The sequence below is a fragment of the Micromonospora chokoriensis genome (genome assembly GCF_000718555.1).
In the GTDB taxonomy this organism is placed as follows: Bacteria; Actinomycetota; Actinomycetes; order Mycobacteriales; family Micromonosporaceae; genus Micromonospora; species Micromonospora chokoriensis_B.
In genome coordinates this window covers 43,129-65,709 of record NZ_JOAN01000003.1, presented here as the reverse complement: position 1 = coordinate 65,709, position 22,581 = coordinate 43,129, and the positions used below count along the sequence as shown (strand labels likewise).

20 protein-coding genes are annotated in these 22,581 nt (G+C 72.8%); 8 read left to right on the top strand and 12 right to left on the bottom strand.

Annotated features, from left to right (window positions below):
* Nucleotides 1–47: 47 nt before the first annotated feature.
* On the bottom strand, nucleotides 48–1,337 hold the full coding sequence (locus tag IF46_RS33115) for a hypothetical protein (RefSeq protein ID WP_157562622.1): 1,290 nt from the start codon (nucleotides 1,335–1,337) through the stop codon (nucleotides 48–50).
* 129 nt (nucleotides 1,338–1,466) lie between these two features.
* Here IF46_RS33115 and IF46_RS0105660 point away from each other — a divergent pair, with 129 nt between their 5' ends.
* From IF46_RS0105660 to hutH, 6 genes are read left to right on the top strand one after another with little or no spacing between them, the layout of a single operon-like run.
* Nucleotides 1,467–2,318, top strand: a complete 852-nt coding sequence (locus IF46_RS0105660) for a MurR/RpiR family transcriptional regulator (RefSeq protein WP_030487213.1) — start codon at nucleotides 1,467–1,469, stop codon at nucleotides 2,316–2,318.
* Between the two features lie 17 nt (nucleotides 2,319–2,335).
* Nucleotides 2,336–3,991 carry a urocanate hydratase gene (hutU, locus tag IF46_RS0105655; RefSeq protein WP_030487212.1) on the top strand — a complete coding sequence of 552 codons (1,656 nt, stop codon included), beginning with the start codon at nucleotides 2,336–2,338 and terminating at the stop codon, nucleotides 3,989–3,991.
* Complete coding sequence (locus IF46_RS0105650; protein ID WP_030487211.1) at nucleotides 3,988–5,190, top strand: allantoate amidohydrolase; 1,203 nt, start codon at nucleotides 3,988–3,990, stop codon at nucleotides 5,188–5,190. Before hutU ends, IF46_RS0105650 begins: the two co-directional genes overlap by 4 nt.
* Nucleotides 5,181–6,548, top strand: a complete 1,368-nt coding sequence (locus tag IF46_RS0105645) for a formimidoylglutamate deiminase (protein WP_030487210.1) — start codon at nucleotides 5,181–5,183, stop codon at nucleotides 6,546–6,548. Before IF46_RS0105650 ends, IF46_RS0105645 begins: the two co-directional genes overlap by 10 nt.
* Nucleotides 6,545–7,732, top strand: a complete 1,188-nt coding sequence (gene hutI, locus IF46_RS0105640) for an imidazolonepropionase (protein ID WP_030487209.1) — start codon at nucleotides 6,545–6,547, stop codon at nucleotides 7,730–7,732. Before IF46_RS0105645 ends, hutI begins: the two co-directional genes overlap by 4 nt.
* Nucleotides 7,729–9,267, top strand: a complete 1,539-nt coding sequence (gene hutH / locus IF46_RS0105635; RefSeq protein ID WP_030487208.1) for a histidine ammonia-lyase — start codon at nucleotides 7,729–7,731, stop codon at nucleotides 9,265–9,267. Before hutI ends, hutH begins: the two co-directional genes overlap by 4 nt.
* Before the next feature lie 62 nt (nucleotides 9,268–9,329).
* On the opposite strand, the gene rdgB is transcribed toward hutH, so the two are convergent.
* The 11 genes from rdgB to IF46_RS0105580 form a co-directional block, all read right to left on the bottom strand.
* The gene (gene rdgB, locus IF46_RS0105630) at nucleotides 9,330–9,947 is read right to left on the bottom strand and encodes an RdgB/HAM1 family non-canonical purine NTP pyrophosphatase (protein WP_030487207.1); all 618 of its coding nucleotides are present in this window, start codon (nucleotides 9,945–9,947) and stop codon (nucleotides 9,330–9,332) included.
* On the bottom strand, nucleotides 9,944–10,669 hold the full coding sequence (gene rph, locus IF46_RS0105625) for a ribonuclease PH (RefSeq protein WP_030487206.1): 726 nt from the start codon (nucleotides 10,667–10,669) through the stop codon (nucleotides 9,944–9,946). Before rph ends, rdgB begins: the two co-directional genes overlap by 4 nt.
* Before the next feature lie 9 nt (nucleotides 10,670–10,678).
* Nucleotides 10,679–11,848, bottom strand: coding sequence for a glycosyltransferase (locus IF46_RS0105620; protein WP_030487205.1), 1,170 nt, complete (start codon nucleotides 11,846–11,848; stop codon nucleotides 10,679–10,681).
* Complete coding sequence (locus IF46_RS0105615; RefSeq protein ID WP_030487204.1) at nucleotides 11,845–12,990, bottom strand: glycosyltransferase family 4 protein; 1,146 nt, start codon at nucleotides 12,988–12,990, stop codon at nucleotides 11,845–11,847. The genes IF46_RS0105620 and IF46_RS0105615 overlap by 4 nt, the downstream gene beginning before the upstream one ends.
* 110 nt (nucleotides 12,991–13,100) lie before the next feature.
* On the bottom strand, nucleotides 13,101–13,844 hold the full coding sequence (locus tag IF46_RS0105610) for an MBL fold metallo-hydrolase (RefSeq protein ID WP_030487203.1): 744 nt from the start codon (nucleotides 13,842–13,844) through the stop codon (nucleotides 13,101–13,103).
* 223 nt (nucleotides 13,845–14,067) lie between these two features.
* On the bottom strand, nucleotides 14,068–15,033 hold the full coding sequence (locus IF46_RS0105605; protein WP_030487202.1) for a PLP-dependent cysteine synthase family protein: 966 nt from the start codon (nucleotides 15,031–15,033) through the stop codon (nucleotides 14,068–14,070).
* 11 nt (nucleotides 15,034–15,044) lie between these two features.
* On the bottom strand, nucleotides 15,045–15,401 hold the full coding sequence (locus IF46_RS0105600; RefSeq protein ID WP_030487201.1) for a MoaD family protein: 357 nt from the start codon (nucleotides 15,399–15,401) through the stop codon (nucleotides 15,045–15,047).
* A 61-nt stretch (nucleotides 15,402–15,462) separates the two neighbouring features.
* Nucleotides 15,463–15,951 (bottom strand): Mov34/MPN/PAD-1 family protein, encoded by a 489-nt coding sequence (locus IF46_RS0105595; protein ID WP_030487200.1) that lies wholly within the window; start codon nucleotides 15,949–15,951, stop codon nucleotides 15,463–15,465.
* Nucleotides 15,952–16,003: 52 nt separating this feature from the next.
* A complete protein-coding gene (locus tag IF46_RS0105590) occupies nucleotides 16,004–16,504 on the bottom strand; it encodes a DUF2017 domain-containing protein (RefSeq protein ID WP_030487199.1) in 501 nt (166 codons plus the stop codon).
* Nucleotides 16,501–16,791, bottom strand: coding sequence for an ATP-dependent Clp protease adapter ClpS (gene clpS / locus IF46_RS0105585; RefSeq protein WP_030487198.1), 291 nt, complete (start codon nucleotides 16,789–16,791; stop codon nucleotides 16,501–16,503). The genes IF46_RS0105590 and clpS overlap by 4 nt, the downstream gene beginning before the upstream one ends.
* A 49-nt stretch (nucleotides 16,792–16,840) precedes the next feature.
* Entirely contained in the window at nucleotides 16,841–18,391 is a 1,551-nt protein-coding gene (locus tag IF46_RS0105580; RefSeq protein WP_030487197.1) for a hypothetical protein, read from the bottom strand.
* A 194-nt stretch (nucleotides 18,392–18,585) separates the two neighbouring features.
* Here IF46_RS0105580 and IF46_RS0105575 point away from each other — a divergent pair, with 194 nt between their 5' ends.
* Nucleotides 18,586–21,264 (top strand): LuxR C-terminal-related transcriptional regulator, encoded by a 2,679-nt coding sequence (locus IF46_RS0105575; protein WP_030487196.1) that lies wholly within the window; start codon nucleotides 18,586–18,588, stop codon nucleotides 21,262–21,264.
* Nucleotides 21,265–21,280: 16 nt separating this feature from the next.
* Nucleotides 21,281–22,567 carry a nicotinate phosphoribosyltransferase gene (locus IF46_RS0105570; RefSeq protein WP_030487195.1) on the top strand — a complete coding sequence of 429 codons (1,287 nt, stop codon included), beginning with the start codon at nucleotides 21,281–21,283 and terminating at the stop codon, nucleotides 22,565–22,567.
* The last annotated feature ends 14 nt before the right edge of the window (nucleotides 22,568–22,581 follow it).

The following is a 22,581-nucleotide window of genomic DNA, read 5'->3' as shown; positions in this document are numbered from 1 at the left end:
AATGGCGCGGATGTGCGTGCCGACCGCACGCACATCCGCGCCATGGTTCAGTAGACGAGGACGGCGCGTAGATAGGTGGCGATCCGACGCAGTTGATTGGCCTCCTGCATCGGACCGGTCAGCCGCAGCACGAACTGCCGGTCGATGACGCCGTCCGGGCCGCCCCGGTAGTAGGCGACGACGGCCAAGGCGTGTCGCTGCTCGCCGTCGGTGTTGATGAGCGCCTCGCCCAAGGTGGTGGCCTGGCCGCTGCGAATCCACCGCGCGCCCCATGCCTCCTCGGCCATCCGCATGGCGGTCTGGCGGCGCTCGTCACACGGCTGCGGGCAGGCTCGGACGATCAGCTCACCGCCCATTGTCGACTCTCCCGATGCCGATCGGCCGCAGTTGTACTTCACGAACCCTTCGGTCTTACCTGCCAGGGTGCAGGTCCAGTCCATCGGAACCTTGACCGGGAAGCCCAGCCCTTCGAGGTTGGTCAGCGTCCGCACGTTGTCCCGCTCGGTGAACGTCGGCCACTGGGCCGGCCACTTGCCGCTCTGCGGCGGCTCCATGCCCGGTGACTGTGGCGGCGCGGCGGGCATCGAGGGCGGCTCGGGGGTGGCGCTGTTGGCTATGTCCGTCGGCTTGTCGCCCGAGCCCTTCCAGATCGCCAGGCCGCCGCCGCCGGCCAACAGCACCAGGACCAGGGCGCCGATGCCGATCCAGAGCCCGGTGCGCCGGGGTGGCGGCGCGGACGGGGCGATGCGACGTACCGGTGTGACGAACGCGTCGACGCTCGGCGCACTCACCGGGGAGATCTGCGCGGCCGGCGGTGACGAGGTCACCGTGGCCGGCGAGATGGGCACGCCGGAGATGGGGTGCGGGGTCGCGGACACCAACTGGCCGGGGATCGGGCCGGTCTGCACGGCCCAAGGCACCTGCGGCCCACCGGAGATCGGCTGCGGTGGGGCGGACACCGGCGGCGCGGACACCGAGGGCGGGGCGGACACCGAGGGTGGGGCGGACGTCGGTGGGGCCGCCGGCGGGGCCGGGGTGTACTCGACGCCGAGCGCCCGAAACAGCTTCTCGGCACCGGGGCCCGCCTCGGCCGGGTAGGCCACCCAGGGCGCGGCGGCGGAGAAGTCGGCGTACGTGTAGGGGACCGGGTCGGCCGACTGGGCCAGCAGGTCGGCAGCCCCGGCGAACGCTTCCCGCCAGCCGGGGGTGGCGGCCACGGTGGCGTCGAGCACCGCGACGGTGACGAATCGGCCCTGCTCGTCGATCGCGGCCCATGCCTTCCCCACTGGAGACCCGCCGAGCGCGTGGGTGAACCTGTAGGGGCCTTCCGGCTGCATGCGCACTCCTCCGTTGAACCGCCGTGCGGATAGTACCGACCGTCGGCCAACCCGGCCTGCCCCGCCCGGGGCGACCAGTGGTGGCCGGAGCCGCTTGCTAGTGAAAGTTCTCATGCATAGAGTCGGGCCATGAATGAAGGAGCTGTCGCAGCCCCCGCTGACCGGGTGCTCGACCTGTTCCAGGGAGTACGGCTCACCCCCACCCAGCGCCGCATCGCGCACTGCCTCGTGCAGCACGCCCCCACCGTGGCGTACCTGTCCGCCGCCGAGGTCGCCGAGCTGGCCGGGGTCAGCCAACCGTCGGTCACCCGGTTCGCCGTCGCGCTCGGCCACGACGGCTACCCGGCGCTGCGCCGGCGGCTGCGCGACCTCACCGCCGCGACGCCGGGCGAATCGACGGACGCCGGCAACGAACTCCAGCAAGCGGTACGCGCGGAGATGACCAACCTGGACCGGCTCGCCGGACAACTCGCCGACCGAGACCGAATCGCCGAGACCGGGCGGTTGCTCGCCGCGAGTCGCCCACTGCCGGTGCTCGGCCTACGCGCCGCCGCGCCACTGGCCGCGTACTTCGCCTACTTCGCCGCAAAGGTGCACCCGGACGTGCGGGTCCTCGACGACGGCGGCAGCCTGCTCACCGACCGCCTGGAGCAGGCGGCCGAGGCCGGAGCGTCCGCCGTGCTCGCCTTCGTGCTGCCCCGCTACCCCCGGGAGACCCTGGACGCGCTGCGCGACGCCCGCGCCGCCGGGATGACAGTGGTGGCGATCACCGACTCGCCGGTCAGCCCGGCCACCGAGCACGCCGACGTGGTGCTCGCCGCCGCGGTCGGCGCGCAGCTCGTCTTCGACCTGCACACCGCCCCGATGACCCTGGCCATGGTGCTGTTGCAGGCGATCTGCGACGCCACGCCGGCCGACACCCAACGCCGACTGGAGGCGTTCGAAGCCTCCGCGGCCCGCCGACAGTTGTTCCTCGGTTGACCGGAGGAGACCCAGAGATGACCCAGCCCATTCGTGCCGCACGAGGCAGCCAGCTCACCACCCGCGGGTGGCAGCAGGAGGGCGCCCTGCGGATGTTGATGAACAACCTCGACCCCGAGGTGGCCGAGCGCCCCGACGACCTGGTGGTCTACGGCGGCACCGGCAAGGCCGCGCGGGACTGGCCGTCGTACCACGCATTGGTCCGCACGCTTACCGACCTGCGCGAGGACGAGACGATGCTGGTGCAGTCGGGCCGCCCGGTCGGCGTGATGCGTACGCACGAGTGGGCTCCCCGGGTGCTGCTGGCCAACTCGAACCTGGTCGGCGACTGGGCGACCTGGCCGGAGTTCCGCCGCCTCGAACAGCTTGGCCTGACCATGTACGGGCAGATGACGGCCGGTTCCTGGATCTACATCGGCACGCAGGGCATCCTCCAGGGCACCTACGAGACGTTCGCGGCGGTGGCCGCGAAGAGGTTCGACAGCACCCTCGCCGGCACGCTGACGTTGACCGCCGGCTGCGGCGGAATGGGCGGCGCACAGCCCCTCGCGGTCACCATGAACGGCGGCGTCTGCCTGATCGTCGACGTGGACCGCACCCGGCTCGACCGTCGGGTGCACGACCGCTACCTGGACGAGGTCGCCGACTCCCTGGACGACGCAATCAGTCGGGTCCGCGCGGCGAAGCGGGACCGCCGGGCACTGAGCGTCGGCGTGGTCGGTAACGCCGCCGAGGTCTTCCCGGAGCTGCTCAGCCGTGGCGTCGAGATCGACATCGTGACCGACCAGACCAGCGCGCACGATCCCCTGGCGTACCTGCCGGTGGGGGTGGAGCTGGCCGACGCCCGGGACTACGCCGCCGCGAAGCCGGCCGAGTTCACCGACCGGGCCCGCGCGTCGATGGCGACGCACGTCGAGGCGATGGTCGGCTTCCTCGACGCCGGCGCGGAGGTGTTCGACTACGGCAACTCGATCCGAGGTGAGGCGCAGCTCGGCGGCTACCAGCGCGCCTTCGACTTCCCGGGCTTCGTGCCCGCGTACATCCGGCCGTTGTTCTGTGAGGGTCGGGGCCCGTTCCGGTGGGCGGCGCTCTCCGGCGACCCGGCCGACATCGCGGCCACCGACCGGGCCATCCTCGACCTGTTCCCGGAGAACGAGTCGCTGGCCCGTTGGATCAAGCTGGCCGGCGAGCGGGTCGCCTTCCAGGGCCTGCCGGCCCGGATCTGCTGGCTCGGCCAGGGCGAACGGGACAAGGCGGGCGTGCGATTCAACGACATGGTCGCCTCCGGTGAGCTCTCCGCCCCGGTGGTGATCGGCCGGGACCACCTGGACACCGGCAGCGTCGCGAGCCCGTACCGGGAGACCGAGGGGATGGCCGACGGCTCCGACGCGATCGCCGACTGGCCGCTGCTCAACGCCCTGGTCAACACGGCCAGCGGTGCCTCCTGGGTGTCCATCCACCACGGCGGCGGGGTGGGCATCGGGCGGTCGATCCACGCCGGGCAGGTGTGCGTGGCCGACGGCACCGCCCTCGCCGGTCAGAAGATCGAACGGGTGCTCACCAACGACCCGGCGATGGGGGTCATCCGGCACGTCGACGCCGGCTATGACAGCGCCCGCGAGGTCGCCGACCGCACCGGAGTCCGGGTCCCCATGACCGAGGGGCCCGCGTGAGCGACGAGCTTTCCGCCCGGTTCCGGGCGCTGTGGGACGAGATCGCGCCGGTCGGGCGGGACGCCGGCAGCGGTGGCTATCTGCGGTACGCGTTGACCGAGCCGGAGCAGGAGCTGCGCGCCTGGTTCCGCGCGCAGGCCGAGCAGCGCGCCATGCCGGTCACCGAGGACGGCAACGGCAACCTCTTCGCCCACTGGGGTGACCCGCAGTCGTCCGATGCGGTACTCACCGGCAGCCACTTCGACTCGGTGCCCCACGGCGGGGCGTACGACGGGCCGCTCGGCATCGTGAGCGCGTTCCTCGCCGTGGACGAGCTGCGCGCCGCCGGCGTCACCCCGGACCGGCCGCTGGTGCTGGGCGCCTTCGTCGAGGAGGAGGGGGCACGCTTCGGCGTACCGTGCCTGGGGTCGAGGCTGCTCACCGGGGCGCTGTCGGCCGAGCGAGCGGCCGGCCTGCGCGACGCGGCCGGGGTGAGCTTCGCCGAGGCGCTCGGCGACCGGCCGGCGGGCGCCCGCCCGGAGCTGTTGGGCCGGTTCGGCGCCTTCGTGGAGTTGCACGTCGAGCAGGGCCGCGCGCTCGTCGACACGGACGCGCCGGTCGCGGTGGCCAGCGCGATCTGGCCGCACGGCCGGTGGCGCTTCGACGTCGTCGGTGAGGGCAACCACGCGGGCACCACCCTCATGGCCGATCGGCGCGACCCGATGCTCACCTACGCGTTCACCGTGCTGGCGGCGAACAAGGAGGCCCGGCTGCGCGGCGCGCACGCCACCGTCGGCCGGGTCGCCGTCGAACCCAACGCCACGAACGCGATCCCGTCGAAGGTGACCGGCTGGTTGGACGCCCGAGCCGCCGACCCGGAGACGCTTACCGGCCTGGTCGACGCGGTGCGCGGCAAGCTCGCCGAGCGGGCCCGCCGCGACGGTACGACGGTGACCGTCACCGAGGAGTCGGCCACCCCGGTGGTCGCCTTCGACGGCGCGCTGGCCGAACGACTGGCCACGCTGCTCGACGCGCCGGTGCTGCCCACCGGCGCGGGGCACGACGCCGGAGTGCTCGCCGCGCACCTGCCCACCGCGATGCTCTTCGTGCGCAACCCGACCGGTGTCTCGCACTCCCCCGCCGAGGCTGCCACCGACGACGACTGCGCGGCCGGGGTACGGGCGTTGGCCCGGGTGCTGGAGGAGCTGACATGCCGGTGACACCGACCCGCTGGCTCGCTGAGTACGCCTGGCTGCCCGAGCACGCCGAGCCCACGCCCGACGTGTTGATCGAGACCGACGGGGGGCGGATCACCGGGGTGACGCCGCTGACCCCCGGCAGCCGGCCACCTGCCGGGGTCGACGTCTACGCCGACGCGGTGCCGCTGCCCGGTCTGACCCTGCCCGGCCTCGCCAACGCGCACTCGCACGCCTTCCACCGGGCGCTGCGCGGGCGCACCCACGGCGGGCGGGGTGACTTCTGGACCTGGCGGGACCAGATGTACGCCGTCGCGGACCGGCTGGACCCGGACACCTACCTGGCCCTGGCCCGGGCCGTCTACGCCGAGATGGCGCTGACCGGCATCACCAGCGTGGGCGAGTTCCATTACCTGCACCACCGCCCGGACGGCGGCGCGTACGACGACCCGAACGCGATGGGCGCAGCGCTGGTGGAGGCTGCCGCGCACGCCGGGATCCGCCTCACCCTGCTGGACACCTGCTATCTCACCTCCAGCGTGGACGGTCGGCCGCTCACCGGGCCGCAGCGCCGCTTCGGCGACGGCGACGCGGCCCGCTGGGCCGAGCGGGCCTCGGCGTTCCAGCCGACGGACTCGCACGCCCGGGTCGGCGCGGCCGTGCACTCGGTGCGCGCGGTCCCGGCCGATCAGCTGCGTACGGTCGCCGACTGGGCCCGGGAGCGGCAGGCGCCGCTGCACGTGCACCTCTCCGAGCAGCCCGCCGAGAACGACGAGTGCCGAGCCGTGCACGGGCGTACGCCTACCGCGCTGCTCGCCGAGCACGGCGTGCTCGGGCCGGACACCACCGCCGTACACGCCACCCACCCGACCAGCGCGGACCTGACCCTGCTCGGCGACAGCCGGACCGGGGTATGCCTCTGCCCAACCACGGAGCGGGACCTCGCCGACGGCATCGGCCCGGCCCGGCGGATGGCCGACGCGGGTATCCGGTTGAGCCTCGGCAGCGACAGCCACGCCGTCATCGACCTCTTCGAGGAGGCCCGGGCGGTGGAGCTGGACGAGCGGCTGCGTACCCGCCGGCGCGGCCACTTCACGCCGGTGGACCTGATGACGGCGGCGAGCGCTGCCGGGCACGCCGCGCTGGGCTGGGCCGACGCCGGGAGGATCGCGGTGGGTGCCCGCGCCGACCTGGTGACGGTACGCCTGGACAGCGCCCGCACCGCCGGAGTGCCGCCGGTCGGCGCGTTCTTCGCGGCCGGCGCGGCAGACGTCGAGCAGGTCGTGGTGGACGGCCGGGTGGTGGTGGCCGAGGGCCGGCACCTGAGCGTCGACGTGCCGGCCGAGTTGTCGGCGTCGATCGAGGCGGTGACGCCCTCATGAGCGGCAGTCTGCTGATCGACAACATCGGGGAGCTGGTCACCAACGGGGCCGGCGAGGGCCCGCTCGGCATCCACCGCGACGCCGCCGTGCTGGTCGAGGAGGGCCGGGTGGTCTGGGTCGGGCCGTCCGCGTCCGCGCCGGCCGCCGATCGGCGGGTCGACGCCGGTGGTGCCGCCGTGCTGCCCGGCTTCGTGGACAGCCACGCCCACCTGGTCTTCGCCGGGGATCGGGCCACCGAGTTCGCCGCCCGGATGGCCGGTCAGCCATACACCGGTGGCGGCATCCGGACCACTGTCGGAGCGACCCGCGCCGCGACCGACGACGAGCTGCGGGCCACCGTGCGCCGGCTGAGCGGGGAGGCGCTGCGCCAGGGCACCACGACCATGGAGATCAAGAGTGGGTACGGCCTGACCGTCGCCGACGAGGCCCGCTCGCTGCGGATCGCCGCCGAGACCAGCACCGAGACCACCTTCCTGGGCGCACACGTGGTGCCCGCCGAGTACGCCGATCGCCCCGACGAGTACGTCGAACTGGTCTGCGGGCCGATGCTGGCCGCCGCCGCTGCGCACGCGAAGTGGGTCGACGTGTTCTGCGAGCGGGGCGCCTTCGACGTGGACCAGACCCGTGCCATCCTGGCCAGCGGGCAGGCCGCCGGGCTGGGCGTACGGCTGCACGCCAACCAGCTCGGCCCCGGCGGTGGGGTGCAGCTCGGGGTGGAGCTTGGCGCGGCCAGCGTCGATCACTGCACCCACCTGAGCGACGCCGACGTGGACGCGCTGGCCGGCACGGCCCACCGCGACGGATCGGGCACCCGCACCGTGGCGACCCTGCTGCCCGGGGCGGAGTTCTCCACCCGCTCGCCCTACCCGGACGCCCGTCGGCTGCTCGACGCAGGTGTGACCGTGGCGCTGGCGACGGACTGCAACCCCGGCTCGTCGTACACCTCGTCGATGCCGTTCTGCGTGGCGCTCGCGGTCCGCGAGATGCGGATGACCCCGGCGGAGGCGGTCTGGGCCGCCACCGCCGGTGGCGCGCGGGCGCTGCGCCGCGACGACATCGGTGTGCTCACCCCCGGCGCGCGGGCCGACCTGATCGTGCTGGACGCGCCGTCGTACCTGCACCTGGCCTACCGGCCCGGTGTCCCCCTGATCCGCCAGGTAATACGCAACGGAGTTCCGCAATGACGAACGTGACCATCCAGCCCACCGGGATCACCGCCGACGACGTTCTCGCGGTGGCCCGCGGCACCGCCACGGTCGTCCTCGCCCCGGCCACCATCGACGCGATGGCGACCAGTCGGGCCATCGTGGACGGCATCGAGTCGTCCGGTCGGCCCGTCTACGGGGTCTCCACCGGGTTCGGGGCGTTGGCCAACACCTTCATCGCCCCGCAGCGGCGGGCGGAGCTGCAACACGCGTTGATCCGCTCGCACGCGGCCGGGGTGGGCGCCCCGATGCCGCGCGAGGTGGTCCGGGCCATGATGCTGCTGCGGGTCCGGTCCCTCGCCCTGGGCCGCTCCGGGGTTCGGCCGCTTGTCGCCGAGGCCCTGGTCGAGCTGCTCAACCACGACATCACCCCGTGGGTGCCGGAGCACGGGTCGCTGGGTGCCTCCGGTGACCTGGCGCCGCTGGCGCACTGCGCGTTGGTGCTGCTCGGCGAGGGCTGGGTCCTCGGCCCGGCCGGTGAGCGGCAGGACGCCGCCGACGCGCTGGCCGCCGCCGGGCTCAAGCCGATCGAGCTGGCCGCCAAGGAGGGGCTGGCGCTGATCAACGGCACCGACGGCATGCTCGGCATGCTGCTGCTGGCCATCCACGACGCGGCGCACCTGTTCGCCATGGCCGACGTGACGGCTGCGCTGGCCATCGAGGCGATGCTCGGCTCGGAGCGACCGTTCTTGCCCGAGCTGCACGCGATCCGGCCACACCCCGGTCAGGCGGCGTCGGCGGCGAACATCCACCGGTTGTTGCAGGACTCCCGGGTGATGGACTCGCACCGCGACGACCTGGCGCACGCCGTGCAGGACGCGTACTCGATGCGCTGCGCGCCGCAGGTCGCCGGTGCGGCCCGCGACACCCTGGACTTCGTCCGCACGGTCGCCGGCCGGGAACTGGTGTCCGTTGTGGACAACCCGGTGGTGCTGCCGGACGGCCGGGTCGAGTCGACGGGTAACTTCCATGGCGCGCCGCTCGGCTTCGCGGCGGACTTCCTCGCCATCGCTGCCGCCGAGGTGGGTGCGATCGCCGAGCGGCGGGTCGACCGGCTGCTCGACGTGACCCGCTCCCGGGAGTTGCCGGCATTCCTCTCCCCCGACGCCGGGGTCAACTCCGGGCTGATGATCGCCCAGTACACGGCGGCCGGGATCGTCGCCGAGAACCGCCGGCTGGCCGCCCCCGCCTCGGTGGACTCGTTGCCCACCAGCGGGATGCAGGAGGATCACGTCTCGATGGGCTGGGCAGCGGCCAAGAAGCTGCGTACCGTCCTGGACAACCTCACCAGCCTGCTCGCGGTGGAGCTGCTGGCCGGCGTACGCGGTCTGCAACTGCGCGCTCCGCTGGCGCCGTCCCCGGCCGGGCGGGCGGCCGTCGTCGCGCTCGGCGAGGCAGCCGGCGAGCCCGGCCCGGACGTGTTCCTCGCCCCGGTGATGGAGGCGGCCCGCGCCGTCGTCGCCGGGCCGGAGTTGCGCGCCGCCATCGAACGAGAGGTCGGCCCGCTGAGCTGACCTCGATCGGGTCGCTGTCGTCCGCCGCGGGTCAGGCGGCGGACGACAGCACCTCGTGCCCGTCAGGCGGCGGGCGGCAGCACCTTGGCGATCAGCTTGGCCAGCTCGCGCAACGCCTTGCCGCGGTGGCTGATCGCGTCCTTCTCCGCCGGGGTCAGCTCGGCGTTGGTCCGGTCCTGTCCGTCGCCCAGGAAGATCGGGTCGTAACCGAACCCGCCCTCGCCGCGCGGCGCACGCAGCACCCGCCCGGACTGCCGGCCGTCGACCAGGTGCTCCTTGCCGCCGGGCAGCACCAACGCCACAGTGCAGACGAACGAGGCCGCCCGATGCTCGTCGGGCACGTCGGCGATCTGATCCAGCATTAGCTGAAGGTTGGCCTGGTCGTCGCCGTGCTTGCCGGCCCAGCGGGCGCTGAACACCCCGGGCATCCCGTTGAGCGCGTCCACGGCGATCCCGGAGTCGTCGGCGATGGTCGGCAGACCGCTCTGCCGGCACCCCTCCCGCGCCTTGATCAGCGCGTTCTCGCCGAAGGTCAGGCCGGTCTCCGGCAGCTCCGCGTACTGCTCGACGTCGTCCAGGCCGAGCAGGGCGATCCGGTGCGCGCCGAGCGCGCCGTCCAGGATCCGCTGAAGCTCCACCAGCTTCTTGCGGTTACGAGTGGCGAGCAGGACCTTGTTCATGCCAATGCCTTTCGCTGGGCTTCGGCCAACTCGGCGCAGCCGGCGACGGCCAGGTCGAGCAGGGCGTCGAGCTGGTCGCGGGCGAACACGCCCGCCTCGCCGGTGCCCTGCACCTCGACGAAGTCGCCCGCGCCGGTGCAGACCACGTTCATGTCCACCTCGGCGGCGACGTCCTCCTCGTAGCAGAGGTCGAGCCGGGCCTCCCCGGCGATGATCCCCACGCTGACCGCGGCCACCGAACGGTGCATCACCTTCTCCGGCTTGCCGGCCAACGCCTTGCGGGCGGCGAGCCAACCCACCGCGTCGTGCAACGCGACGTACGCGCCGGTGATCGCGGCCGTGCGGGTGCCGCCGTCGGCCTGGAGCACGTCGCAGTCGAGCACGATCGAGTTCTCGCCGAGCGCCTTGAGGTCGATGCTGGCCCGCAGGCTGCGCCCGATCAGCCGGGAGATCTCGTGGGTGCGGCCACCGACCCGCCCCTTGACGCTCTCCCGGTCGGAGCGGGTGTTGGTGGCCCGGGGCAGCATCGCGTACTCGGCGGTCACCCAACCGAGCCCGGAACCCTTGCGCCAGCGGGGCACCCCCTCGGTGACGCTCGCCGTGCAGAGCACCCGGGTGCCGCCGAACTCGACGAGCACCGAGCCCTCCGGATGGGTGCTCCAGCCTCGGGTCAGGGTCACCGGTCGAAGTTGAGAGGGCCCTCGCCCGTCAGGTCGCGCCATGCCTGCACCCTATGCGGTGCGGCGATCCAACTCGCTCGGGGTGCCCCGTGGCGCGTCCGCGCCGTGCACACCGAGGAACCCGGCGACCGCCGCGGGCCAGCCGAACTCCTCGGCCCGCGCCTGGGCGGCCCGCCGCCGCTGCGCCTCCGGCCGGGCCATCAGGCGGGTCACCGCCGCCGCCATCGACACCCCGGAGCCGTACGCGGCCAGCCCCGCCTCGCCGACCACCTCGGGCAGCGCGCTTGCCGCGTTGACCACCACCGGAGTGCCGCAGGCCAGCGCCTCCAGGCCGGCGAGGCCGAAGGTCTCCACCGGGCCGGGCGCCAGCACCACGTCCGCGCTGGCCAGCAACGCGGCCACCGCGCTTCGATCCGGCAGGAAGCCGGTGAACGTCACCGGCAGCCCCGCCGCCCGCTGGGCCAGCGCGCCGCGCAACGGGCCGTCGCCGACCATCACAAGCACCGCCGGTACGCCCTCGCGGCGCAGCTCGGCGAGGGCCTGCACGGCCAACTCCGGCCGCTTCTCCGGGGACAGCCGGGCGCAGTGCACCAACAGCACCTCGCTGGAGTCGGCGTACCGCTCGCGCACCAGCGGGTCGGCCCGGCACGGGGAGAAGGTGTCCAGGTCCACCCCGAGCGGCACCAGGTCCACGTTGTCGACGCCGATCCGGTCGAACTCCTCGGCAGCCCATCGGGTCGTGCAGACGATCCGGTCGTACGCCCGAGCCGTCGCCCGGTTGAGCTGGTCGGCGGTCGGCCGGCGCAGCGCGTCCGGCACACCCCACTGGCCGAGCAGCCCGGTCAGCGACTCGTGCGACACCATCACCGACGGCACCCCGTGCGCCCGCGCCCACCGGCCCGTCCAACGCAGCGTCGACCGGTCGGAGACCTCCAGCCGATCCGGTGCCAGGTCGACGAGGAGCTGGGCCAACCGGCGTCGGCCGGCCAGCAGCCGGTAGCCGCCGCTGCCCGGCATCTCCGGCCCGGGCAGGGTGATCACCCGCCCCCACGGGTGTGTCTCGTCGGCGGCCCGCTGGCCGGGTATCACAAGCACCGGATCGTGCCCGGCCGCCAGGTAGCCCGCGCCGAGGTGCCGCAGCGCGGTACGCAGGCCGCCGGAGCGTTCCGTCACGAAGTTGGCGAGCCGGACGATCCGCAGCCCGCTGGCGGCCCCGGTCACGACGCCGCCGGCAGGCCGACGGTGGCGGCGACGGCGCGTACCGCGTGGTAGTGCCCGATCAGCTCGTCGCCGACGGCCGCCCAGCTACGGCGACTGACCGCGACCCGGGCGGCCAGCCCGTAGGCCCGCCGCCGGTCGGCGTCGCCGGCCAGCTCGGCCACCGCGGCGGCGAGGGCGTCGCCGTCGTTCGGCGCCACCAGCATCCCGGTCACGCCCTCGTCGACCAGGTCGATCGGGCCGCCGCTGGCCGGCGCTACGACCGGCACCCCGGAGGCCAACGCCTCCTGGATGGTCTGACCGAAGGTCTCGTGCGCGCCGGTGTGCACGAACAGGTCCAGGCTGGCGTAGAGCCGCGCCAGGTCCTCGCCCTGCTGCACCCCCAGGAAGGTCACCCCGGGCAGCTCCCGGGCCAACTGGCGGTGGGTCGGGCCGTCGCCGGCCACCACCACCCGTACGCCGGGCAGCCGGGACGTCGCCGCCAGCAGCTCCACCCGCTTCTCCGGGGCGAGCCGACCGACGTAGCCGACGAGCAGCTCACCGTTGGGTGCCAGCCGGTCCCGCAACGCCGCAGACCGTTTGGCCGGATCGAATCGAACGGCGTCCACACCACGACGCCACAGCCAGATCCGCTGTACCCCGTTGGCGATCAGGTCGGCGGCGGCCCGGGTGGAGGGGGCGAGAGTGCGCTGCGCCGAGTTGTGGATCTCGCGGATCCGACGCCACGCCGCCGCCTCGCCCCAGCTCACCCGGTACGCCCGCGCGTACGCCGCCACATCGGTCTGGTAGACCGCCACCGTGGGCAGCCCGTGCCGGCTGGCCAACGTGGCCGCCCGTGCGCCCAGGACGAACGGACTGGCCAGGTGCACCACGTCCGGCTCGGCCGAGAGCAACGCCCCGGTCAGGCGTGCGTTGGTCGGCACCCCCAACCGGAAGCCCTGGTAGCGGGGCAGCGGCACGCTGGGAATGCGTACCACCGGGTACGGCAGCCGGTCGATGCCCTGCCGGCCGGCGGCGGGCGGGGCAGGCGCGATGACCACCGGCTCATGGCCCCGGTCGAGCAGGTGCTCCGCCGTCCGCACCACGGAGTGCGCGACGCCGTTCACATCCGGTGGGAACGACTCGGTCACGATGGCGATCCGCATGCCCACACCGTGCGGGTGTCACTGGTGCGCCAGACGACCGCCCGCTGACCGGCCGGCAAACAGTTCGGCACAACACCGCGCCCCGGCCTCGCAAACCGGGACGTGGCGCGTCAGACGTCGTAGCTGGCGCCGGGTCGGACCACTTCGAGCGGCCCGGTGTACGCGGCGGCGGCCGACTCCAACGTGTGCGCCTCGCTGCCCCAGGCGGCCACCAGGTGGGTGAGCAGCAGCCGACCCACCTCGGCCTTGGTCGCCGCCTCGCCGGCCTCCCGGCCGGTCAGGTGCAGATCCGGCGGATTGTCCACACCGTCGAGGTAACTGGCCTCGCAGAGGAAGACATCGGCGTTCTGGGCCAGCCGCAGCAGCGCCTCGCAGGGCGCGGTGTCCGACGAGTAGCACAGCGAACGGCCGTCGTGCTCCAGCCGCACGCCGTACGTCTCGACGGGGTGGTTGACCCGGTCGACGGTGACCGCGAACGGGCCGATCGGGAAGGTGCCCGGCTGGAGCGCGTAGAACTGGTAGACGTCCTCCACCGAGCCGTCGTCGCCGTACGCGGCGCTGAGCCGGTCCGGCGCACCGGCGGGCGCGTACACCGGCAGCGCCGGATAGGGGCCGTCCGGGGCGTACCGGCGCACCACCACGTACAGCACGGCGTCGAACATGTGATCGCAGTGCAGGTGGGTCAGCAGGATCGCGTCCGGGGCGTGCAACCCCGCGTACCGCTGAAGACTGGACAGCGACCCCGAACCGAAGTCGACCAGGAGTCGGAAGCCGTCGGCCTCGACGAGATAGGCCGAGCACGGCGACTCGGGGCCAGGGAAACTGCCGGCGCTTCCCAGAACGGTCAGTCGCATCGAGTGGTCTCACTGTCACTATCAGTAGCACCTGTGCCGGCAATCGTTCCGGCAATGATCTCTACCGACGCGTACGCCACGCTGCGCAGCCTACGCTGGCGCACCCGGCCACAAGAATCATCCAGCCGAAGGTGTCACGAACGTGACACCCGCTCGCGGTACACCGGGCAGCGAACGGGCCGTCGACACACGTCGACGGCCCGTCACCGGAAGACCAGATCGGTCAGGCCCAGAGCTGCCCCTCCAGGGCGTCCTCGGCATCGGCGAGCGTGCCGCCGTACGCGCCGGTGGACAGGTATTTCCAACCGCCGTCGCAGACCACGAAGGCCACGTCGGCACGCCGGCCGTCGCGAACCGCCTCATGCGCCACCGCAAGCGCGGCGTGCAGGATGGCACCGGTGGAGAACCCGGCGAAGATGCCCTCCACCTCCACCAACTGGCGGGTGCGCAACACCGCGTCCCGGGTGCCGACCGAGAACCGCCGGGAGAGCACCGAGGCGTCGTACAGCTCCGGCACGTACCCCTCGTCGATGTTGCGCAGGCCGTAGACCAGCTCGCCGTAGCGCGGCTCGGCGGCCACGACCTGAATGCCCTCGACCTTTTCCCGCAGGTAACGCCCGGTGCCCATCAGGGTGCCGGTGGTGCCGAGCCCGGCCACGAAGTGCGTGATGCTGGGCAGGTCGTGCAGCAGCTCCGGCCCGGTCGTCTCGTAGTGCGCCCGCGCGTTGGCCTCGTTGCCGTACTGGTAGAGCATCACCCAGTCCGGGTGCTCCGCGGCGATCTGCTTGGCGGTGGCGACCGCCTGATTGGAACCACCCGCCGCCGGCGAGAAAATGATCTCGGCTCCGTACATCCGGAGCATCTGCACCCGCTCGGTGGAGACGTTCTCCGGCATGACACAGACCAGCCGGTAGCCGCGCAGCTTCGCCACCATCGCCAACGAGATGCCGGTGTTGCCACTCGTCGGTTCGAGGATGGTGTCACCTGCCCGGAGCCGGCCGGCCTCCTCGGCCGCCCGGACCATGAACAGCGCCGCGCGGTCCTTGATGCTGCCGGTGGGGTTGCGATCCTCCAGCTTGGCCCACAGCCGGACCGGAGGCGCCCCTTCGGGCACCGTCGGGGAGAGCCGGGGCAGGCCGACGAGCGGCGTGCCCCCACAGGCGTCGAGCAGGCTGTCGTACCGCGCCATGGCGGCCGACCTCAGCGAACCGCGACGGCGCCGTGCCGGCTGGCGGCTGCGGCGCTGTGCGAGCTGATCGCCGCGGCGGCGGCGAAGCCGAACGCGCCGCCGGCCACGGCCGGCAGGATGGTGACGCTGTCGCCGTCGGAGAGCTTGGCGTCCAGTGCGCCGAGGAAACGCACGTCCTCGTCGTTGACGTAGACGTTGACGAAGCGGTGCAGCGTGCCCGTGTCGGTGATCAGCCGGCCGCGCAGACCGCCGTGCCGGGAGTCCAGGTCGTTGAGCAGGTCGGCGAGGGTGTCGCCGGTGCCGTCGACGACCTTCGCGCCGCCGGTGTAGCTGCGCAGGATGGTGGGGATGCGAACCTCAATAGCCATGATGTCGAGCTCCTTGATCGGGTGTGCCTACGGTGACGGGACGAGCTTCGGCGCTGACAGGTCAGCGGCCGGAACACTCGTAGTCGACCGTCGCCGGGCTCTGCCCGAACATGTAGGACTGGACGGCGTGCGGGTCGACGCCGGCCTCCACGACCCGGACCGGCTCCTCGGTGACCACGCCGTCGACGATCCGGAACGAACGGATCTCCTCCGAGTCGGGCTCACGGGTCGAGACGAGCAGGTAGTGCGCCCCCGGCTCGCCCGCGAAGGAGACATCCGTCCGCGACGGGTACGCCTCGGTGGCGGTGTGCGAGTGGTAGATGACGACGGGCTCCTCGTCCCGGTCGTCCATCTCCCGCCACACGCGCAGGTGCTCCATCGAGTCGAACTCGTAGAAGGTCATCGACCGCGCGGCATTGTCCATCGGGATGTGCCGGGTCGGGGTGTCGCTGCCGACGGGACCGGCGACCACGCCGCACGCCTCGTCGGGGTGATCCCGGCGCGCGTGGGCGACGATCGCGTCGATGATCGACCGGTCGATGCTCAGCACGTACACCAGCCTAACGCCTGGCGCGCACGGGCCGAAGTGGTGCCGGTCACGCCTAGTCGATCAAGGCGTTGAGCAGCGACTCCTGTAGATACCCGAGATACGCGTAGACCGACAGTTGGAACACTCGGCTGGACCCCGGGTCCTCCGCGACCGCGTCGTCCAACTCCTCACCCAGATCCGTGCCGTCCTTGATCTCCAGGCGGACGCCCATCGCGAGCCGGGCGTCGTTCAGCGCCCGCAACCACGCCTCGGCCGCCTCGGCGTCCAGCCGCACCTCACCGCCGGCGTCATCCGGCAACGCGGCCAGGATCGCGCCGGCCTGATCGATCTTCGCGGTCTTCAGGTCGCCCTCGGTGTAGCGGCGGAACTCCGCGGTGTCCGGGGCATCCTCCGGGTAGACCGCCGGAAAGAGCCGACCGACCACCGGGTCGGTGTGGTCGAAGCCATCGGTGAGCAGACCCACCACCTCGGAGGCGACCTTGCGCAGCACCCGCACCTCGTCGACGGCGAAGACAGCGACGTAGCGACCGGCCTGGCGACGGAACATGCTCATGACTTGTCCACCGTCGCCCACAGCCCGTACGCGTGCAGCTGAGACGCGTCGTGCTCCATCCGCTCCCGAGCACCGGTGGAGACCACGGCACGGCCCTTGTGGTGCACGTCCAGCATCAGCTGCTCGGCCCTCTCCCGGCTGTAGCCGAAAAGCTTCTGGAAGACCCAGGTCACGTACGTCATCAAATTGACCGGGTCGTCCCACACGATCGTCACCCACTGCCGGTCGGACGCCGGCACCTCGTCAGTGGCCGGCGTCTCGACCGGTGCAACCTGCGGAGCCGCCATGCCCCCCATCGTGCCACCGGTTTCCCGGAACCGAGGAACCGGAACGCCGTCAGGCGAGCAGGATGCCGTGATCGACTGCATCGGAGAGCACCGCACCCAGCGAGAGGCGGATCACCTCGAACCGTCGGGAGATCTCCCGGGACAACCCCAACTCGACCTCACGCACCGCCCGCTGGGACCAGGCCCGCGCCGCGCTGTGGTCGTCCTTGCCGGGCGTACGCCACTGCTGCCAGCATCCACCGGACAGCGCCACCGCGACCGGCGGGAGCACCTCGTCCCGGAACGCCGTCGGATAACTGGTGGCGGCGTCGATCGCCCCCGGGCCGGTCAATTCGGCGACGCCGGCCGTGCTGGTGATCAATAGCACCTTGTCCAGGTCGTGGCCGGGCCGATGATCGACCAGGCCGTACTGCATGGCGGTGACGATCCGGCGTCGCACACCTTCGGTCGGCGGCGCGCCGAGCACCCGGGACGCGACGTCGGCCACGATGCCGCGCACCGCCTGATCGCACTGCGCGGTGGCCAACAGCGACAACGCCGCCATCTCCCGGTCCAGGAGATCAGGGAGGCCGGCACAGCCGACTCCGAACACGATCTCCTGAACGGCCCGCAGGTGAATGTTCGCCAATTCCAGGGCGAGGTGCTGGCGGATCCGCTGAGCGCACGAGCGCGCGTGGCGGTCGAGCCGTTCGGACCAGTCACCCGGGTCGGCGGCCACGGCGACGCGGCCCTGCTGGCCCGGCAGCACCGGTGGCTCGACGCTGGCCCGCTGCAACCCCTCCCGCGACGACCAGCCCACCAGCGCCCGCCGCAGGTCGGCAGCGGAGTCGGCGTCGTCGACCGGGAACCACCGCGCGCCGGCTAGCGACGGCACCGCGGCCAGCAGCGCCGCCCGATGTGCCTCCACCGTCACCGCTACCGCGTCCACCTCGGTCTCCGCACCCTCGACCGGCGGAACGGACGCCCCCGCGCCCTCCGTAGTCGCCGCGCCGTCGGTCGGCGGAGCCCACCCCGCCGCGCCGGGGGTGACCGCGAAGACGACCTCCACCGAGGTCGGGGCGACATCGGCGAGCAGGTTCAGCTCAGCCGCGGTGAAAGCCTGGTCGGCGGCGATCACGAAGAGCAGCGCACCGGCTCGTCCCACCGCTTCCAGCAACACCCGGGTGCCCGACACGCCGAGGGTGGCGGTGTCCGGAACATCGATCAGGGTGAAGTGCCGCAGCAGTGGCTCGGGCACACTCAGCTCGACCCGCCGGGGTGGACGGGCCAATGCCGGACCGGCGGCGTCTCGGTCCGCGCCGTACGAGTGCGGCTGGCGGTAACCCGGCACGAACGCCGCCCGGGTGGGCGCCTTGGCGTTGCGCACCACCAACCAACTGCCGGCCGGCACGGTGAGCATGAACGGATCGAGCCCGAGCAGGGTGGCGAGCACGGCGCGCCGCTCGGCACCGGCCGGACCGACGGCGACCACACCGAGCGGCTCGTCCGGCGCTGCGCCGGACACGCCGACCCGGGTCGGGAGCGGGCCGCAGGCGGGCAGGTCGGTTGGGCCGGTCATGTCGTCCGACGAGTCGACCGAGGGGAGAGGGCCCTGCTTCATCAGGTGCCTCCCGTTGCAGGTGACCGGGGTTCCGGTCGTGGAGATTCCGGTGCGACAACCCGGATGTCGGAAGACTACGGCCGGGCTGACGACCGGGCGGAACACCTCGGATACTCAGCGGTAATTGTGCGGCTACTCAACTTCGTTGGGTGACGGTACGAGCGCGGACGGATCCGGATCGATATGCTGCGCGAATGAGGCGATGGGAGTTCGTCGGCCGGACTGATGAGCTCAACCGCCTGCTGGCGGCGGTGACCGGCGAGGCCGGCCGAGGGCTCTTCTTCAGCGGCAGCGCCGGCATTGGCAAGAGCCGATTGTTGCGTGAGGGCGTGGGCGAGCTGCCCACCGACCGGTTCGCGATCTGGTCCATCGCCGCCAGCGCCACCACCGCCGCGCTGCCGTTCGGCGGGCTGGTCCAGGTCCTCCCCGCCGAGCAGCCCCAGGGCCTCTCCCCTGCCGGCGTCCTGCGCTGGGCGCTCAACCTGCTGCAACAGCAGGCGGCCGGCCGACGCATCGTGCTCGCCATCGACGATGCCCACCTGCTCGATCCGCCCTCGGCGGCGCTGGTGCACCTGGTCGCCCGCGCCGAGAACGCCACCGTGGTCGGCACCCTGCGCGACGGCGAGCAGATCCCGCTGCCGATCCGCGCACTCTGGACCGACGACCTGGTCGAGCACGTCGAGCTGGACCCGATGCCGCAGGCGGAGACCGCTGGCCTGCTGGCGGCGATCCTGGGCGGCCCGGTCGACCCGGGCTCCGCCGACCGGCTCGGCCGACTGTCGTCCGGCAACCCGCTGCTGCTACGTGAGCTGGTGCACGCCGCGAGCAGCAGCGCGGAGTTGAAGCAGACGTACGGGATCTGGAAGTGGACCGGGCGGTTGGAGCTGGCGCCCAACCTGACCGACCTCATCGACACCCGGGTCGGAAAGCTCACCGATGGCGTCCGCGCGGTCGTCGAGCTGGTCGCGTTCGGCGAGCCACTCGGCCTGCACCTGCTGAAGCAGGCCGCCGATCAGGCAGACGTGGAGACCGCCGAGGAACGCGGGCTGATCACCGTGGTCCCGCACGACCGACGCACCAACGTCCGGCTGGCCCACCCTCTCTACGGCGAGGTGATGCGCCGGCGCTGTCCGGTCAGCCGCACCCGCCGACTTCAGGCACGCCTCGCCGAGCTACTGGAACAGGTCGGCAAGCGCCGCCGCGACGACCTGTTGCGGGTGGCCGTCTGGCGACTCGACTCGGGCACCGCACAGGACCCGGCCCTACTGCTGGACGCCGCGGTGCAGGCCTTCACCCGCTACGACGTACCGCTGGCGACCCGCCTGGCGCGCGCCGCGTTGGACGCCGACGGCGGCTTCGACGCGGCGGAGCTGCTGGCCACCATCCTGATGTTCGCCGACCGGCCCGACGAGGCGATCGACGTCCTCGACGCGGTGACCCCCGAGCCCGGCGACGAACGACGACTCTGCCGCTGGCTGACCGTACGCGGAATGGTCAGCTACTGGGGGCTGAGCCGGGAGTCCACGGTGGAGGAGATCGCCAGCCGGGTCGAGCAGCTCAGCGACTCCGCCGACCGGGCCCGGGTGCACGCCTTCGAGGCGATCATGCGCCTGCACCGACTGGACACGGCCGCTGCGGTGCGGCTCAGCCAACGCGTCCTGGACCGGCCGGCGGCCGGCGTCGCCGCCCGCGAGCTGGCCCGCTCCACAATCGCGTACGTCCAGGCCGCCCAGGGCGAGCTGACCCGCAGCGGTACGGCGATCGCCCAGGTGCACTCGGCCGCGGCCAACTGGCGCACGGACATGCCGTATCTCCAGTTGGCCCTGGAGCTGGCCCGGGGCACCCGGCTCATGCTCACCGGCGACCTGGCCGGGATCGACGCGATCGTCGCCGACGAGTTCGCCGACCTCGCCGGGGAGGGAGACTTCCGCCTCGGCACCGGCTATCTGGCCATCCTTCAGGCGTACGCGGCCCGGTTGCGCGGGCAGAGCGACGCGGCGATGCGGACCTCGCTGAGCGCCTGCGCGGTGCTGGCCACGAGCCGGGTCTACGCCGGTCTGGCCCAGGCCGAACGCGCCCAGTCGGCGGCGCTGCGCGGTGACGCCGCACAGGCGGCTGCGGCGATGGCCGAAGCCGACCGCACCCACGCGCCGGGCATGGCGGTGCTCTACCCGTGGCTGGAGCAGGCCCGGGGCGCGTCGCTCGCCGCGTCGGGTGACCTGCCGGGTGCGGTCAAGCACCTCGGCGACCTGGTCGATCGGCTGCGCTCGGACGGCTTCGCCGGGCACGAGGTGCACGTCCTGCACGACCTCGTCCGACTCGATCAGGCGGGCATGGCGGTCGGGCCCACCTGCTCCGATGGTGGCCGGCGCACCGTCGCGCAGCGTCTGGCCGAGCTTTCCGAGCGGGTCGACGGGGTGCTCCCGCCGCTGCTGGCTCGGCACGCCCGCGCCGCGGTGACCGACTCCCCCACGGACCTGCTCGCGGTCGCCGACGACTACGCCGCGCTGGAGTTGACCGTGTACGCGGCCGAGGCCACCTCCCAGGCCGTCCAGCGGTTGCGCCAGCAGCACTCGGCCGCGGCCAACGACGCCCGGGAGCGCCTCGCCGGGTTGCTCGGGCGCTGTGACCTGATCCGGACGCCGGCGCTTCAGGCCGGCGCGCCAGTGCTCACCGAGCGGGAGTGGCAGGTGGCCCGCCTCGCCGCGCACGGTGCGCCGAGCCGGGCCATCGCCGAACGGCTCTACCTCTCGGCCCGCACCGTGGAGAACCACCTCCAGCGGATCTACGCCAAGCTCGGCGTCACCGGCCGGGCCGAGCTGTGGGCGGCGTTACGCTCGATCCCGGGCCACGAGGGCAGCGACGGAGGCTGAACCTTAGGCTGGGGCGGTGAGCAACCACCGCCCCGCGCTCCTGACCGACCACTACGAGCTGACCATGGTCAGCGCGGCACTTAAGGACGGCACCGCCGACCGCCGGTGTGTCTTCGAGGTGTTCAGCCGCAGGTTGCCCAGTGGCCGCCGGTACGGCGTGGTCGCCGGGACGGCCCGGCTGATCGAGCTGATCCGCGACTTCCGGTTCGACCCCAGCGAGGTCGAGTTCCTGCTGCGTACCGGGGTGGTCGACGAGGCGGCGGCGGCCTGGCTCACCGACTACCGCTTCACCGGCGACGTCGACGGGTACGCCGAGGGTGAGCTGTTCTTCCCCGGCTCGCCGATCCTCACCGTCTCCGGTGGCTTCGCCGAGTGCGTGGTGCTGGAGACGGTGGCGCTGTCCGTGCTCAACCACGACAGCGCGGTGGCCGCGGCGGCAGCCCGGATGGTGACCGCGGCGCGGGGTCGGGCACTGATCGAGATGGGGTCGCGTCGGGCGCACGAGGAAGCGGCCGTGGCCGCGGCGCGGGCCGCGTACCTGGCCGGGTTCCGGTTCACGTCCAACCTCGCCGCCGGTGCGCGCTACGGCATCCCGACCGCGGGGACCGCGGCGCACGCGTTCACCCTGCTGCACGACGACGAGCGGGCGGCGTTCGCCTCACAGGTCGCCACGCTGGGCAAGGACACCACGCTGCTGGTCGACACGTACGACATCAGCCAGGGCATCCGCAACGCGATCGCGGTGGCCGGGCCGGAGCTGCGGGCCATTCGGATCGACTCGGGCGACCTGGCGGTGATCGCTGCGCAGTCCCGCGAGTTGCTCGACTCGTTGGGCGCCACCGAGACCAAGATCATTGTTTCCGGTGACCTGGACGAGTACGCGATCGCCGCCCTGGCCGCCGAACCGGTGGACATGTACGGCGCCGGCACGGCCGTGGTCACCGGCTCCGGGGCGCCGACCGCCGGGCTGGTCTACAAACTGGTCGAGGTCGAGGGGCGGCCGGTGGTGAAGCGCTCCGAGCACAAGGCGACCATCGGTGGCCGGAAGGTCGCGGTCCGCCGGCACAAGCCGACCGGCACCGCCACCGAGGAGATCATCGTCCCGCAGGGCGTGCCGGACCGGCAGCCCAACGACCGCCTGCTCCAGCACTCGTACGTGGTCGCCGGTGAGCCGGTGTCGCTGCCCACCCTCGACGAGTCACGGGAGCACCTGCGTGAATGCCTGATCTCCATCCCGTGGGAAGGGCTGAAGCTCTCGGCCGGCGACCCGGCCGTGCCGGTCACCGTCGTACCCGCTGGCTGACTCATCCCCCCGAG

Bases quoted from the DNA above. Each gene is read 5' to 3' on its own strand.
- clpS (WP_030487198.1), bottom strand. From the start codon at position 16,791: ATGGCGGCTCCGCAGGTTGCACCGGTCGAGACGCCGGCCACTGACGAG.
- IF46_RS0105645 (WP_030487210.1), top strand. From the start codon at position 5,181: ATGCCGGTGACACCGACCCGCTGGCTCGCTGAGTACGCCTGGCTGCCC.
- IF46_RS0105660 (WP_030487213.1), top strand. From the start codon at position 1,467: ATGAATGAAGGAGCTGTCGCAGCCCCCGCTGACCGGGTGCTCGACCTG.
- IF46_RS0105615 (WP_030487204.1), bottom strand. From the start codon at position 12,990: ATGCGGATCGCCATCGTGACCGAGTCGTTCCCACCGGATGTGAACGGC.
- hutU (WP_030487212.1), top strand. From the start codon at position 2,336: ATGACCCAGCCCATTCGTGCCGCACGAGGCAGCCAGCTCACCACCCGC.
- rdgB (WP_030487207.1), bottom strand. From the start codon at position 9,947: ATGAACAAGGTCCTGCTCGCCACTCGTAACCGCAAGAAGCTGGTGGAG.
- IF46_RS0105600 (WP_030487201.1), bottom strand. From the start codon at position 15,401: ATGGCTATTGAGGTTCGCATCCCCACCATCCTGCGCAGCTACACCGGC.
- rph (WP_030487206.1), bottom strand. From the start codon at position 10,669: ATGGCGCGACCTGACGGGCGAGGGCCCTCTCAACTTCGACCGGTGACC.
- IF46_RS0105580 (WP_030487197.1), bottom strand. From the start codon at position 18,391: ATGAAGCAGGGCCCTCTCCCCTCGGTCGACTCGTCGGACGACATGACC.
- IF46_RS0105610 (WP_030487203.1), bottom strand. From the start codon at position 13,844: ATGCGACTGACCGTTCTGGGAAGCGCCGGCAGTTTCCCTGGCCCCGAG.
- IF46_RS33115 (WP_157562622.1), bottom strand. From the start codon at position 1,337: ATGCAGCCGGAAGGCCCCTACAGGTTCACCCACGCGCTCGGCGGGTCT.
- hutI (WP_030487209.1), top strand. From the start codon at position 6,545: ATGAGCGGCAGTCTGCTGATCGACAACATCGGGGAGCTGGTCACCAAC.
- IF46_RS0105605 (WP_030487202.1), bottom strand. From the start codon at position 15,033: ATGGCGCGGTACGACAGCCTGCTCGACGCCTGTGGGGGCACGCCGCTC.
- IF46_RS0105590 (WP_030487199.1), bottom strand. From the start codon at position 16,504: ATGAGCATGTTCCGTCGCCAGGCCGGTCGCTACGTCGCTGTCTTCGCC.
- IF46_RS0105575 (WP_030487196.1), top strand. From the start codon at position 18,586: ATGAGGCGATGGGAGTTCGTCGGCCGGACTGATGAGCTCAACCGCCTG.
- hutH (WP_030487208.1), top strand. From the start codon at position 7,729: ATGACGAACGTGACCATCCAGCCCACCGGGATCACCGCCGACGACGTT.